This window comes from Streptomyces sp. WZ-12, assembly GCF_028898845.1.
Lineage (GTDB): Bacteria > Actinomycetota > Actinomycetes > Streptomycetales > Streptomycetaceae > Streptomyces.
Window position 1 is genome coordinate 1,605,719 of record NZ_CP118574.1, and the last position, 14,873, is coordinate 1,620,591.

Below are 14,873 nucleotides of genomic sequence, written 5' to 3' on the forward strand. Positions count from 1 at the left end.
GGGGGCGGGGCGCCGGTCGGCCCCCGCCCCCGCGGGTTCAGTGGGACTCCGGTCCCGCCAGGTGGCGGGCGATCACCATCCGCTGGATCTGGTTGGTGCCCTCGACGATCTGGAGCACCTTGGCCTCGCGCATATAGCGCTCGGCCGGGAAGTCGACGGTGTAGCCGTAACCGCCGAGCAGTTGGACGGCATCCGTGGTGACCCGCATCGCGGTGTCGGTGCAGAACAGCTTGGCCATCGCCGCCTCTTTGGAGAACGGCAGGCCGGCGTCGCGCAGCCGGGCGGCGCTGAGGTAGAGGGCGCGGCCCGCCTCCACCTGGGTCGCCATGTCCGCGAGCATGAAGCGCAGGCCCTGGAAGTCGACGATGGGGCGGCCGAATTGGCGGCGCCCGGCGGTGTAGGAGAGGGCCTCGTCCAGCGCGGCCTGGGCGACGCCGATCGCGCAGGCGGCGATGCCCAGGCGGCCGGAGTCCAGGGCGGAGAGCGCGATGGAGAAGCCCTGGCCCTCCTCGCCGATGCGGCGGGCGTCGGGCACCTGGACGCCGTCGAAGTGCAGTTGTGCGGTCGGCGAGCCCTTCATGCCCATCTTCCGCTCGGGCTTGGCCGCCGTAAGCCCCTCGGCGTCGCCGGGGACGAGGAAGGCGGTGATGCCGTGCGGGCCGCCCTCGCCGGTGCGGGCCAGGACGGTGTAGAAGTCGGCCATGCCGCCGTGGGTGATCCACGCCTTGGTGCCCTCGATGGTCCAGCGGTCGCCCTGCCGGGTGGCGCGGGTGGTCAGGGCGGCGGCGTCGGAGCCGGCGGCGGGCTCGGAGAGGCAGTAGGCGCCGAGCAGTCCGCCGCCGAGCATGGCGGGAAGGTGCTCGGCGCGCTGCTCCTTGGTGCCGTACCCGGCCAGCGCATGGCAGGCGAGGGTGTGCACGCTGACGCCGAGGCCCACGGTGAGCCGGGCGGCCGCGAGCTCCTCCAGGACCTGGAGGTAGACCTCGTAGGGCTGCTCGCCGCCGCCGAACTCCTGGGCGTACGGCAGGGAGAGCAGGCCGGATTCGGAGAGCAGGGTGAACAGGGCACGCGGGAACCGGCCGGCCTCCTCTTCTTCCGCGGCGATTGGCCGGATTTCGCGCTCGGCGAGCTCGCGCACCAGGGCCATCAGGTCGCGGGCCTCCTCGGTGGGCAGCCTGCGGTCCACCGGCGGGGGAACGTACTCGGTCATGGCGGCGCTCTCCTCCCTCTCGGGCGCTGCGGCGACGCGCGCAGGGGTAGGGCGGCGGCGCCGGATTCCGTCGTGCCTGGCCGATGATCGCCTTCCGGGTCGCGGAAGGCGATGACCTGCGGCTGTGGCGCTAGGAGTATGCCCGATCGGCGGCCCGGCGTCACGGGTTGATGATCGATTGCCTGGCGGAATCCGGCGACTTGGGGCGCCGAGCGGGGCGGTGGGAAATTGGTCCGAACCATTGACTCACTGGTCTAGTCCTTCTACCTTCTCCCCCAACGTTCCGCGCGTTCATGCCAATTCGGCAGGCATGGGGTGCCGGACGTCGTCATGCTCCACCCTCGCCCCCCTCCGAGGAGACGACATGCTCAGACCGCACCGGAAGCGAGCGCCGCGGAGACTGATCGCCGCCGCGACCGCGCTGTGTACCGCGGCCCTGGCCGGCACGCTCTTCGCCGGCTCCGCCACCGCCCGCCCCGCCCACGCCCCCACCGCCGGGCACCCGAACACCGCGGCCCGGACCACCGCGCCGAAGACCACCGCGGCGGGCAACAAGGTCGTCGGCTACTTCACCGACTGGGGCATCTACGACCGGAATTACCAGGTCAAGGACGTTCAGACGTCCGGCTCCGCGGACAAGCTGACGCACATCAACTACGCCTTCGGCAACGTCCAGGGCGGCAAGTGCGCGATCGGCGACTCCTACGCCGACTACGACAAGGCGTTCACCGCCGACCAGAGCGTCGACGGCAAGGCGGACACCTGGGACGACCCCAACGGCCTGCGCGGCAACTTCAACCAACTGCGCAAGCTCAAGAAGCTGCACCCCAACCTCAAGATCCTCTGGTCGTTCGGCGGTTGGACCTGGTCGGGCGGCTTCAGCGAGGCGGCCAAGGACCCGGCGGGGTTCGCCCAGTCCTGCTACGACCTGGTCAAGGACAAGCGCTGGGCGGACGTCTTCGACGGCATCGACATCGACTGGGAGTACCCCAACGCCTGCGGCCTGACCTGCGACACCAGCGGCAAGGACGCCTTCACCAACGTGCTAAAGGCGGTCCGGGACAAGTTCGGCACGGACAACCTGGTGACCGCGGCCATCACCGCGGACGCCTCGGACGGCGGCAAGATGGACGCGGCCGACTACGGGGGCGCGTCCCAGTACGTCGACTGGTACAACGCGATGACCTATGACTACTTCGGTGGTTGGGACGCCAAGGGGCCGACCGCCCCGCACTCCCCGCTGACGTCGTACCAGGGCATCCCGAAGGCCGGGTTCAACACCACCGACACCATCGCCAAGCTCAAGAAGCTGGGCGTGCCGGCGGACAAACTACTGCTGGGCATCGGCTTCTACGGCCGCGGCTGGCAGGGCGTCACCCAGGACGCGCCGGGCGGCACCGCGAGCGCCGCGGCGCCGGGCAAGTACGAGGCGGGCATCGACGACTACAAGGTGATCAAGGACCGCTGCCCGGCCACCGGCACGGTGGGCGGCACCGCCTACGCCAAGTGCGGTGACCAGTGGTGGAGTTACGACACCCCGGAGACCATCGGCACCAAGATGGCCTACAAGGACGCCCAGGGGCTGGGCGGGACCTTCTTCTGGGAGCTGAGCGGGGACACCCCGGACGGGGAGCTGATCAAGGCCATCAAGTAGCCCCGTCCGCAGGGCCGTTGTGGCCGGATGAGCCATCAACTCGCCCTGGGAGAAGGGGTGGTGAGCGGGTGGGAGGCGCCGGCCTCCCACCCGCTCCGCCGTTGCCGGAGGCGGCCCGGCCCGGCAGGTGGGGCGTCGCGTCAGAGCGGCGGGCGGGGCGGCGCCGGGCAGCCGGGCTCGTACTCCTCGATCAGCCGGAGGGCGTCGCCCAGCCCGCGCACCAGCAGCAACACCACGGTCTCGCGCGGGAGTTCCTGCGTCTCGATCCAGTCGAGGGTGACGCCCTCCACGCTGGAGAGCCAACCCGCCAGCGTCGTCCGGGCGAACGGGGGAAGGTCCGGGCGGCCCCAGGCGCCGCGGGCGATGGTGGTCAGCAGCTTGGCCCGGACCTCGGAGCGCAGCGCCAGCACCTCGGCGTCGAAGCCGACCCCGCCGGTCACGATCGCGCGGTAGGCGGCCTGGTGGTGCTGGGCGTAGCGCAGATAGCCGTCTATGGTGCGCCGGACGCGTTCGACCGGCGGCAGGCCGCGGGCGCTGCCGGCCCGCTTGACCAGCTCGGCCACCGCGTCCTCGATGATCGCCAGGTAGTAGCCGCGCTTGTTGGTGAAGTAGTAGTAGATCAGGCCCTTGGCGACCCCGGCCTGGCGTGCGATGTCGTCCATGGACAGCGCGTCGTAGGAGGTGTCGGCGAACAACTTCCGGCCGATGGATATCAGTTCGGCGCGACGTGCCTGGTACCGCTCGGTTGCGCGAGCGGCCCGCGAGGCTGTCCGTCCGTGCTGTTGACTCTTATTCAAAATCCGCCCTAGTCTCCAACTACCAAGAGTTCCGCGCAGTATGACAGAACGTCACGCGGACTCTTCCGGTCTGCGACGGACCACCGCAGACCGCGCCACGAAGCACTTCCCTCGCGCATTCGACCGCTGCCCCGGGGAGGACGCAGTGAGCAGATCGAACGGCACGGCGCCCCAAGGACGGACCTCGTGGAAGAAGGCCGCGGCAGTGGCGGCACCCGCCGTACTCGCCGTGGGCGCGCTGGCCACCGTGATGGCGCAGGGCGCACTGGCCGCGTCCTTCGCGGTGTCCGGCACCAACTTCCAGGTCGCCTCCGGCAAGTTGACCAGCAACGGACTCGCCTCGTACGTGCACACCGACCACGACACCGACGACCACGGCCACCCGGTCGCCCTGCTGGGCATCGGCCAGGCGCACCTCACCGACATCTGCCAGGCGGCCCGGGTGCAGACCCCGTTGGGAGCGGTGGTGTTCAAGCTGACCGCCGGGGGCGACGCCGGGGCGGTGCGCGCCGACAACCTCGTCATCGACGGGGAGGACCTGGTCGGCGACGCCCGGTTCGGCACCGCGCAGATCGGGCGGGACGCCGGCACCCTGGACGCGGTGCCGGGGGTCAAGGGCCCACGCGGGAAGTTCGGGCTACAGGCCAGCAACATCGAGGTGGCCGGCGTCAAATCGCATGCCTGGTCCGCCACCGGCGGCAACTTCCGGCTCAAGGGCCTGCGGGTGAGCGTCAGCCTGGACGGCCGGGCGTGTTTCTGAGCGCGCGCCGCGCGCGGTGGGGCGCCCGACTGGAGCGGGCGCTGCCCTGGCCGGAACGGCGGGCGGCGCTGCGGCGGTGGCGGCGGTCCCGGCCGTTCTGGGCCGGACTGCTGCTCCTGCTCGGCGGCGCCGAACTGCTCCTGGTGCCGCTGTCGCCGCTGACGGTCCTGGTGAGCCTGGGACTGGGCGGACTGGCCGCGCTGGGCATCGGGGTGGCGCTGATGGTGGCCGGGCTCTTCCTGTGGTGCACGCCGGCCGCGCACCACTACGTGAGCATCAACGCGCTGATCCTGTCGGTGCTCTCGTTCGCCGCGACCAACCTCGGCGGATTCCTGGTCGGGATGGGACTGGGGATCGCGGGCAGCGCGATGGGGTTCGGCTGGACGCCGGTGCGGACGGCGGCCTCCCCCGACGGGGCGGAGCCCCCGGGGGCGGCTCGGGCGCAGGCCCGGGACCAGGACCAGGCCGCGGTTCCCGCACCACCGCGCCGCGGCACCGGCAGCAAGGCGCTCGCCGTCGGACTGCCGGTCGCACTGCTCGCCATCCTCGGGGGTCCCGCACCACGCGCCGGGGCGGCCGGGGCGACGCCCCCCGCGCCGCCGGTCCCGCCGACCGTGACCACCACGCGCTTCGCCCCGCAGGGCTTCACCCTGGCCGGCGTCTCCACCGTCCCCACCGCCCGCGGGCCGCTGAAGGTGATGGTGCTGCGGATGAAGGCCGCCTCGCTGACCGACTACCGACTCATCACCCACGATGCGCAGGGCGACCAACTCGCCCTGCGCGCGGACTCGTTGGACCTCAAGGGTGCGGTCACCCTCTACCTCACCAAGTTCACCGGCTGCATCGAGGGGGTGCTCTGCCTGACCTTCACCCCGGACACCCTGCCGGTCCCCCCGGTCGTCCCGCCGTTCGTCTACATGACGCGGGTGACCGCGGAACAGGCGCTGGTCACCTCGGATCTGATCGTGGCGGACGGGCTGCGGCTCCAGGCGGGCGGCGGGGCCTCCTGAGCCGGGGCGCCCGCCCGGGGTTTACGCCCCCGGCCGGTGCGAGCACCATCCGCGTACGGGGCTTGGAGCCGTAACGGAGAGGTGACGCGTGGTCAACCCTTGGCTGGCGATGGAGGTGGGCGCCGATCCCGGCGAGCGCATCCGCACGGTGCGCAGGGCGCACGAGGCGTTCCTGGCGGACGGGACGGTGGCGCCGCCGGTCCGGCAGGTGGTCGCCGACTCCTGGCGCCGCTCGGCGCGGGCGTGCGCGGCGCCGGACGGGATCGCGCCCGTCGAGCTCGACGGGGCCGCGCTGCACAGCTACCGGGAGGCGCACCCGTTGGCCCGCGCGATGCCGGTCTTCCGGGAGTTGTTGGGCGGCATCGCCCAGGACGGGGCGCATCTGTTGGCGGTCTGCGATCCGCAGGGGCGGCTGCTGTGGGTGGAGGGACACCGCGGGGTGTTGCACCGCGCGGAGCGGATGAACTTCATGGTCGGGGCCCGTTGGGACGAGCGCCACGTCGGCACCAACGCGCCCGGCACCGCGCTCGCCGCCGACCACGCCGTCCAGATCTTCGCCACCGAGCACTACAACCGGCGGGCGCAGCCCTGGACGTGCGCCGCCGCGCCCGTCCACGACCAGCGGACCGGCCGGCTGCTGGGCGCCGTGGACATCACCGGCGGCGACCACCTGGCCACCCCGCACTGCCTGGCACTGGTACAGGCCACCGCCCGCGCCGCCGAGTCCCATCTCTCCGCCTCCGCAAGGGAGTTGGGTACCTTCCTCACCGCACTCGGCCGGGACGAGGCCCTGCTGGTGCGGGACGGCGAGCGGCTGCGCCTCGGGCGCCGGCACAGCGAGATCATGGTGTTGCTCGCCCACCACCCGGACGGCCTGACGGGCGATCAACTCTCGTTACTGCTGTACGGCGAACGGGAGATGCGCCCGGTGACCCTGCGGGCCGAACTCTGCCGGCTGCGCCAGCTCGTCGGACCGCTCCTGCGCTCCCGGCCGTACCGCCTCACCAGTCCGGTGGAGACCGATCTGGTCACCGTGGAACGGGATCTGACCAACCGCCATCTGGTCGCGGCGCTCGACGCCTACCGCGGTCCGCTCCTGCCCTCCTCGGAGGCGCCCGGCATCCGTCGGCTGCGGACCGCGTTGGAGGACCGGATGCGCCGGGCGCTGCTCACCACCGGCGACCCGGACCAACTGCGTGCCTGGGCGCACACACCGTGGGGCGAGCACGACCTGGAGATCCGGGAGGCCCTGGTGGCCGCCCTCCCCGAGCGCTCCCCGGCGCGCACCGCCTCCCTCGCCGCCGCCGGCCGACTGCGCCTGGAATACGGCCTGACCAGCGAATTCCCCGATCCCAGGGAGGCCGCCAGGCACTGAAGGGCCGGCGCCGCCCCGCCAGACACCGGGGCCCGCCCGCGCGCAACGTTCGTGCAACCTCCGCCGCCCTAGCCTCCCCTCCACCGCCCGCCGCACGCGCGCGGCGGGGTGCACCGACGATCGATGGGGAGGCCGTCCCGTGGCGCGTTATGCGAACCCCGGTTCCGCCGATGCCGTGATGAGCTACCAGTCCCGCTATGACCACTGGATCGGCGGCGCGTACGTACCGCCCGCCCAGGGCCAGTACTTCGAGAACCCGACGCCGATCAACGGCCGCCCGTTCACCGAGGTCGCCCGCGGCACCGCCGAGGACGTCGAGCGCGCCCTGGACGCCGCGCACGCCGCGGCCCCCGGCTGGGCGCGCACGCCCGCCGCCGAACGCGCCGGCGTCCTCAACAAGATCGCCGACCGGATGGAACACCACCTGGAGGCGCTGGCGGTCGCCGAGAGCTGGGAGAACGGCAAGCCGGTCCGCGAGACGCTCGCCGCGGACATCCCGCTGGCCATCGACCACTTCCGCTACTTCGCGGGCGCGGTGCGGGCCCAGGAAGGCACCCTCTCGGAGATCGACGGGGACACGGTCGCCTACCACTTCCACGAGCCGCTGGGCGTGGTCGGCCAGATCATCCCCTGGAACTTCCCGATCCTGATGGCGACTTGGAAGCTGGCCCCGGCACTGGCCGCCGGCAACACGGTGGTCCTCAAGCCCGCCGAACAGACCCCCGCCTCGGTGCACTTCCTGATGAGCCTGATCGCGGACCTGCTGCCGCCCGGCGTGGTCAACATCGTCAACGGCTTCGGCGTCGAGGCGGGCAAGCCGCTGGCGTCCAGCCCCCGGGTCGCCAAGATCGCCTTCACCGGCGAGACCACCACCGGCCGCCTGATCATGCAGTACGCCTCCGAGCATCTGCGGCCGGTGACACTGGAGTTGGGCGGCAAGAGCCCCAACATCTTCTTCGACGACGTCTCCAGCGCAACCGACGACTTCCACGACAAGGCCCTCGAAGGCTTCACCATGTTCGCCCTCAACCAGGGCGAGGTGTGCACCTGTCCGTCCCGCGCGCTGATCCAGCGCGGGCACTACGCGGACTTCCTGGCGGCCGGAGTGGCCCGCACCGAGAAGATCGTCCAGGGCCACCCCCTGGACACCGACACCATGATCGGTGCCCAGGCGTCCAACGACCAACTGGAGAAGATCCTCTCCTACTTCGACATCGGCCAGAAGGAGGGCGCCAAGGTCCTCACCGGCGGCGCCCGGGCCGAACTGGGCGGCGAGTTGGAGGGCGGCTACTACGTCCGCCCGACCATCTTCGAGGGCCGCAACGACATGCGGATCTTCCAGGAGGAGATCTTCGGCCCGGTCGTCGCGGTCACCCCGTTCAGCGACTTCGACGACGCGATCACCGTCGCCAACGACACCCTCTACGGCCTCGGCGCCGGCGTCTGGACCCGCGACGGCTCCACCGCCTACCGCGCCGGCCGCGCCATCCAGGCCGGCCGCGTCTGGACCAACTGCTACCACGCGTATCCCGCGCACGCCGCATTCGGCGGCTACAAACAATCCGGCATCGGCCGCGAAACCCACAAGATGATGCTGGACCATTACCAGCAGACGAAGAACCTGTTGGTGTCGTACTCACCGAAGAAGATGGGTTTCTTCTAGAGGCCCGTCCCCTCCTGAAGCATCGATTTCCTCCAGGAGAACGAAAAGGGCGCCCGATCGGGAACTATTCCCGGCGGGCGCCCTTTTGCTTTCCGGTGCGTTATTCACTCGCCACGCCTCTCCGCATCTTCGCACCCCAGCGTCGCCGAAGAAATGCGCTCGGTAACCGTCAGTGTGCCACTCCAACAGACGCAACCGATGGTGAGGGCCGGGAGCCTCCGGTAGCGTCCAGACACAGGTTGACCCAGGCAGCTAACGTGCCTGAAAACAGCTCGGTCGACACGACCACCGCCGGTGGACACATACTGGTTAGAGAGCGTGGAACTGCGTTTCCACCGGCACCGCGGCACCTCATGGGCCCGCCCCGACCGTATGTCTGGTGAGTCGGGTTCAGGCGACAAAAGCAGGCATGAGGCGCTCAAGGAGCTCACATGGTGAATGAATCTGCCGACGACCGGCCCAACGATTCGACGGAAGCCGCGATATCCCCGCCGCGCGGCGGGGAATCGGAGGCGGGCCTGGAACGCGCCTTTGCCGAATTGCTGGCCAAGGTGCTGACACGCGCCGAACCGGTTCCGGTCGATGGGCATTTTTTTGCGGATCTCGGGGCTGATTCGCTGGTGATGGCGCATTTCTGCGCGAGGGTCAGGAAGCGGGCGGACCTGCCGTCGGTGTCGATGAAGGACATCTACGCGCATCCGACCGTGCGGGGCCTGGCGACGGCGCTGGCCGATGCCGTGCCCGCGGCCGCCGGGGCACCGGCGGACCGGGCCTCCTCGGTGTCGACCGAGGCGCCGCTACCGGGCAGCACCGTGCGCTATGTCCTGTGCGGGATCGCGCAGTTGCTCTTCTTCTTCGGGTATTCCTACCTGATCGCGTTCACCTTCACGGGCGGTTATGGGTGGGTTGCCGACGGGACCGGGCCGGGCGATATCTATGTGCGGGCGGTCCTCTTCGGGGGTGCCGAATTCTTCGGCCTGTGTGCCTTCCCGATCGTGGTGAAGTGGGTGCTCGTCGGGCGGTGGACCCCGCGGGAGTTCCCGGTCTGGGGAGTCGGGTATCTGCGGTTCTGGATCGTGAAGGTGTTGGTGCAGGCCAACCCGGTCGTGGTGTTCGTGGGCAGTCCGATTTACCTGTTCTACCTGCGGGCGCTGGGGGCGAAGGTCGGTAAGCACGTCACGGTGTTGTCGCGACACGTTCCCGTGTGTACGGATCTGCTCAGCGTCGGTGCGGGGAGCGTGCTGCGTAAGGATTCGTTCTTCCTTTGTTACCGGGCGTATGCCGGGCGGATTCAGACGGGGAGGGTCACTCTCGGGCGGAATGTGTTCGTCGGTGAGCGGACCGTTCTGGACATCAATTCCTCAATCGGGGACGGGGGGCAGCTCGGGCACACCTCCACCCTTCAGTCCGGTGATGCGGTGCCCGCCGGTCAGCGCTGGCACGGGTCGCCGGGGCAGCCGACCGAGCTGGACTACCTGCGCGTCGCGCCCGCGCGGTGTGGCACCGCGCGCCGAGCGGCGTTCGGTCTGGCCGACCTCGCGCGGACGCTGCTCGTCGTCCTGCCGCTGTCCGTCTTGGTGTTCGCCGTGCTGTGGAGTCGGGTCCCGGTGCTCGCAGGAACGGGGTTCCTGGCCGAGCAGCCCCTCACCTCGGCGGCGTTCTACGTCAATGCGCTGTTGCTGTCCGCCGTGCTGTTCGTCGGGTTCGTGGTGGTGGGGCTGGTCGTGCTGGTCAGCCTGCCGCGCGTGATGCACCGGGTGATCGAGCCCGGGGCGGTGTATCCGCTGTACGGCTTCCGTTACACGGTGCACCGTTCGGTCGCGCGGATGACCAACCTGAAGTTCTTCATCTGGCTGTTCGGCGACAGTTCCTACATCGTCCACTACCTGCGGAGCCTGGGATACGACCTCTCCCTGGTGGAACAGACCGGTTCGAACTTCGGCAGCGGCCTGCAACACGAGTCGCCGTTCCTGAGCTTCGTGGGCAGCGGCACGATGGTCGCCGACGGACTGTCCATCATGAACGCCGAGTTCTCCGGCACGTCCTTCAGCGTCGTGCCCACCACGATCGGCAAGCACAACTTCCTCGGCAACCACATCGCCTATCCGCCCGGCGGTCGGACCGGCGACAACTGCCTGTTGGCCACCAAGGTGATGGTGCCGCTCGACGGCGAAATCCGGGAGGGCGTGGGGCTGTTGGGCTCGCCGCCCTTTGAGATCCCGCGGACGGTGGAGCGCGACAGCCGCTTCGACCACCTGCGCAGCGGCGACGAACTGCGCAACCGCCTGGCCGCCAAGAACCGGTACAACCTCCGCACCATGGGCCTGGCATTGCTCGCCCGGTGGGTGCACTTCTTCGGGCTGGTGCTGTTGGGCCTGGCGACCGTCAACGGCGAGGGCTGGTTCGGAAGCCTGCTGGACGCCGGATTCCTGGTCGGCGCCGTGGTGCTCACCGCCCTCTACTACGGCGTCATGGAGCGGTTCCTGATGCGGTTCCGTGCCCTGGAGCCGCAGGTGTGCTCCATCTACGACCCGTACTTCTGGCACCACGAGCGGTTGTGGAAGGTTCCGGACACGCACCTCAACGCCTTCAACGGGACCCCGTTCAAGGCTGTGCTGTGGCGGCTGTTGGGGGTCCGGATCGGCCGTCGGGTCTTCGACGACGGCTGCTACTTCACCGAGCGGACGCTCACCGCCGTCGGCGACGACTGCACCCTGAACGCCAGCAGCAGGATCCAGTGCCACTCGCAGGAGGACGGCACCTTCAAATCCGACCGCAGCACGCTCGGCGCCGGATGCACCCTCGGGGTGGGTGCGCTGGTGCACTACGGCGTGACGATGGGCGACGGCGCGGTGCTGGCCGCCGACTCCTTCCTGATGAAGGGCGAGGACGTGCCACCACGCGCACTGTGGTTGGGGAACCCGGCCGCCGATGCCGGCTCCCACCGTCGCCAGCCCCCCGCCACAGACACCGGGGCGGAGTCGACGCCGTTGGCCGACCGCCAGACACCGCCACGGCGCTCCGCACACCAGGGCACGACCGTCGCCAGACGCACGTCCGGCTGAGCCCCAGTCACCGTGATCGGTCCATCCAGCACGGTACGAGCCGGCGAAGGGAGCACCAACGATGAAGAAGCTGACCGACGAGGACCGGGCGTACTGGGAACGAGCCCTGGCCGTCGGGGGGTTCACCGCGGTGCCCCGATGGTCGCGGCATCCGGTGACCGGACTGGCGACGCATGAGCTGACGCTGCCCGACGAGACCGCCGAGGCCCTGACGCGTCAGGCCGCGGCGCTCGGTGCGACGGCGGAGGCGGTGCTGTTGGCCGCGCACGCCAAGGTGCTCGCCGCACTCTCCGGTGAGGCGGAGGTGACCACCGGCTACCGGCCCGCCGAGGGTGGGCCGGCGCTGCCGTGCCGGGTGTCCACCGCCGGACACAGTTGGCGCGGGCTGGTGACGGAGTCCACCCGCGCGACGGAGGGCCTGCTCGCCCACCGCGGCGTCAGGGTGACGGACCTCAGGAACGAACTGGGCCTGGAACATGACCTGTTCGAGGTCGAGTGGGATCTGTCCGGGGGCGGGGAGGAGCTGGCCGAGAGCACCGTGTTGCGGGTCGCGCCGGTGCGGTGCGGCGAGCGGATGGTGTTGCGGTTGCGGTATCGGACGGAGGTGTTGGACGCCGAGAGCGTGGCCAGGATCGGTGGTTATCACCTTGCTGCGTTGGCGCAGTTCGTCGCCGATCCGGAGGCCGCGCCGGTGCAGCACGCCTTGTTGTCTGTGGCTGAGCGGCGGGTGCAGTTGGAGGGGTTGGCGGGGCCGTTTCGGGTGCTTCCGGATCGTCGGTTCCATGAGTTGTTCGAGGAGCGGGTGCGGGTGGAGCCGGGGGCGGTTGCGGTGGTGTGGGGGGAGGAGTGGTTGTCGTATGGGGAATTGAATGGGTGGGCGAATCGGTTGGGGCGGGCGTTGGTGGCGCAGGGGTTGGGGCGTGAGGGTGTGGTGGGGGTGGTGGCGGAGCGGTCGGTGGAGTGGTTGGCGGCGGTGTTGGCGGTGTTCAAGGCTGGTGGTGTCTATCTGCCGATCGAGCCGCGTTTTCCGGCTGAGCGGATGGCGGCGATGCTCAGGCGTGCCGGGTGTGGTCTGGTGCTGGTGGAGGCGGGGAGTTCGGGGGCGTTGGATGAGGCGTTGGCCATGGTGTCGGGGGTGCGTCGGCTGTGTGTGGGTGAGGTGTTGGCTGAGGGCGGTTTCGGTGGTGAGGATTTGGGGGTGGAGGTGGGTGCGGATCAGCTTGCCTATGTGTATTTCACCAGTGGTTCGACGGGTGAGCCCAAGGGTGCGTTGTGTGAGCATGCGGGGTTTTTGAATCATCTGTTCGCCAAGATTGATGACTTGGGGATGGGTGAGGGCAGTGTGGTGGCGCAGACGGCGCCGCAGTGTTTTGACATTTCGTTGTGGCAGTTGGTTTCGGCGTTGGTGGTGGGTGGGCGCACGCTGTTGGTGGGGCAGGAGACGGTGTTGGATGTGGGGCGGTTTGTGGAGGAGTTGGCGCGGGGGCGGGTGTCGGTGGTGCAGGTGGTGCCGTCGTATTTGGAGGCGGTGGTGTCGCATCTGGAGTTGCATCCGCGGGCGTTGCCGGATTTGCGGTGTGTGTCGGTGACGGGGGAGGCGTTGAAGAGGGAGTTGGTGCAGCGGTGGTTTGCGGTGAATCCGGGGATCAGGTTGATGAATGCGTATGGGTTGACGGAGACGTCGGATGACACGCATCACGAGGTGATGGTGGCGGTTCCGCGGGGGGAGCGGGTTCCGTTGGGGCGGTGTGTGAACAACGTGCGGGTGTATGTGGTGGATGAGGATGTGGAGCCGGTGCCGTTGGGTGCGCCGGGTCAGATTGTGTTTTCTGGGGTGTGCGTGGGGCGGGGGTATGTGAATGATCCGGAGCGGACGCGGGTGGCGTTTCGGGAGGATCCGCATCGGGTGGGTGAGCGGTTGTATGTGGGGGGTGATTTTGGGCGGTGGTTGCCTGGTGGGAAGTTGGAGTTTTTGGGGCGGCGGGATGCACAGGTGAAGGTCCGGGGGTTCCGGATCGAGATCGGTGAGGTGGAGAACGCGTTGTCGCGGGTGGTGGGGGTGCGTGATGGTGCGGTGGTGGTGGCCGGTGGGGAGGGGCAGGGCAAGCGGTTGGTGGCCTTCTACAGCGGCCCACAACCACTGGAGGACGAGGCGCTCCGAGTGCAGTTGGGGGATTCGCTGCCCTCCTACATGGTGCCCACCACCTTCCAGTGGCTGGAGCGGCTGCCGTTGACCGCGAACGGCAAGATCGACGGCAAGGCGCTGACCGCCCTCGCCAACGCTTCGGAGGCACCCGAGGAGGGACAGGACGCTCCGCACACCCCCACCGAGCGGCGACTGGCTCGCGCGTGGGCGGAGGTCCTCGGGGTGCCGGAGGCCCAGATCGGGCGGCGGGATCACTTCTTCGGCCGGGGCGGCACCTCGCTCTCGGCGTTGAAGTTGGTGATCGCGCTCGACCGGGCCGTCTCCCTCAGGGAACTCACCACTCACCCGGTGTTGGCTGACTTGGCCGAGCTGCTCGACGGGCACCGGAAGCAGGGCGAGGACGACGAGGGCGAGGACGGCGGCGGGGGTGGGCTGCTACAGACGCTTGTCGAGCCGGTGGGTGAGCCTGTCGGTCATCTGGTCTGCTTCCCCTTCGCGGGTGGTGGCGCGGTGGCTTTCCAGGCGATGGCTGAGGTGTTGCGGGCCGGTGGGTTCGCGGTGCATGCCGTTGCACTGTCCGGGCATGAACCGGCCGATGACCAGGCGCCGTTCGCGCCGTTGGAGGAGGTGGTCAGGCAGACCGCCGACGAGATCGCCCGACGTGGCCTGGCCGGGGTGGTGTTGTGGGGGCATGCGGCGGGGGCGGCGTATGCGTGGGCCACGGCACAGTTGCTCCAGGAAGAACAGGTGCACGTCCAACGGGTCTTCCTCGGGGCCCAGTTGCTCGGCGATGCCGCCGAGCGGCGCGCCGCCGCGGAGGCACTGCTTGCCCGGAGCGACGCGGAGATCGTCAAGGAACTGACCGCGGACAACGACCCGCTCGCACTGGGCGCACTCGACGCCCGGCGTGCCGAGCGGGTCGGTGCCGCCTATCGGCATGACGGTGTGGCCGCGCACCGCTACTTCGCGGATGCCTTGGAGCACCCACCAACCACCAGGCTCACCGCGCCAGTCACCCTCGTTCTGGCGGACGACGACCCGTTCACCGTCGAGGGGAGCCACCGGCTGGATGACTGGCGGCTGTTGGCCGACCACGTCGAGTTGTGCCGGCTTCCCGACGGCGGCCACTACTTCCCCCGCACCCGCCCCGCCGACGCGGCCCGGGCCGTCCTGCGCACCGATACCTCGTGACC

Annotated in this window: 9 protein-coding genes; 7 read left to right on the top strand and 2 right to left on the bottom strand. The window is 69.9% G+C overall.

The features are described 5' to 3' along the window. Nucleotides 1-37: 37 nt before the first annotated feature. Nucleotides 38-1,210, bottom strand: a complete 1,173-nt coding sequence (locus PV796_RS06875; protein WP_274912021.1) for an acyl-CoA dehydrogenase family protein — start codon at nucleotides 1,208-1,210, stop codon at nucleotides 38-40. A gap of 364 nt (nucleotides 1,211-1,574) precedes the next feature. Here PV796_RS06875 and PV796_RS06880 point away from each other — a divergent pair, with 364 nt between their 5' ends. Next, nucleotides 1,575-2,864 (top strand): glycoside hydrolase family 18 protein, encoded by a 1,290-nt coding sequence (locus PV796_RS06880; protein ID WP_274912022.1) that lies wholly within the window; start codon nucleotides 1,575-1,577, stop codon nucleotides 2,862-2,864. Between the two features lie 140 nt (nucleotides 2,865-3,004). Here the strand turns inward: PV796_RS06880 and PV796_RS06885 are convergent, their stop codons facing one another. Continuing rightward, nucleotides 3,005-3,661: a TetR/AcrR family transcriptional regulator gene (locus tag PV796_RS06885; RefSeq protein WP_274912023.1), complete on the bottom strand. Its 657-nt coding sequence runs from the start codon at nucleotides 3,659-3,661 to the stop codon at nucleotides 3,005-3,007. A gap of 145 nt (nucleotides 3,662-3,806) precedes the next feature. Here PV796_RS06885 and PV796_RS06890 point away from each other — a divergent pair, with 145 nt between their 5' ends. The 6 genes from PV796_RS06890 (at nucleotide 3,807) to PV796_RS06915 (ending at nucleotide 14,871) form a co-directional block, all read left to right on the top strand. Continuing rightward, nucleotides 3,807-4,421, top strand: coding sequence for a DUF6230 family protein (locus PV796_RS06890; RefSeq protein ID WP_274912024.1), 615 nt, complete (start codon nucleotides 3,807-3,809; stop codon nucleotides 4,419-4,421). Continuing rightward, nucleotides 4,412-5,431 (top strand): DUF6114 domain-containing protein, encoded by a 1,020-nt coding sequence (locus tag PV796_RS06895; RefSeq protein ID WP_274912025.1) that lies wholly within the window; start codon nucleotides 4,412-4,414, stop codon nucleotides 5,429-5,431. The genes PV796_RS06890 and PV796_RS06895 overlap by 10 nt, the downstream gene beginning before the upstream one ends. An 88-nt stretch (nucleotides 5,432-5,519) precedes the next feature. Further along, entirely contained in the window at nucleotides 5,520-6,806 is a 1,287-nt protein-coding gene (locus PV796_RS06900) for a GAF domain-containing protein (protein ID WP_274912026.1), read from the top strand. A gap of 139 nt (nucleotides 6,807-6,945) precedes the next feature. Next, nucleotides 6,946-8,469 (top strand): acetaldehyde dehydrogenase ExaC, encoded by a 1,524-nt coding sequence (exaC, locus tag PV796_RS06905; RefSeq protein ID WP_274912027.1) that lies wholly within the window; start codon nucleotides 6,946-6,948, stop codon nucleotides 8,467-8,469. Nucleotides 8,470-8,900: 431 nt separating this feature from the next. Then, complete coding sequence (locus tag PV796_RS06910) at nucleotides 8,901-11,534, top strand: Pls/PosA family non-ribosomal peptide synthetase (RefSeq protein ID WP_274912028.1); 2,634 nt, start codon at nucleotides 8,901-8,903, stop codon at nucleotides 11,532-11,534. 61 nt (nucleotides 11,535-11,595) lie between these two features. Next, entirely contained in the window at nucleotides 11,596-14,871 is a 3,276-nt protein-coding gene (locus tag PV796_RS06915; RefSeq protein ID WP_274912029.1) for a non-ribosomal peptide synthetase, read from the top strand. The last annotated feature ends 2 nt before the right edge of the window (nucleotides 14,872-14,873 follow it).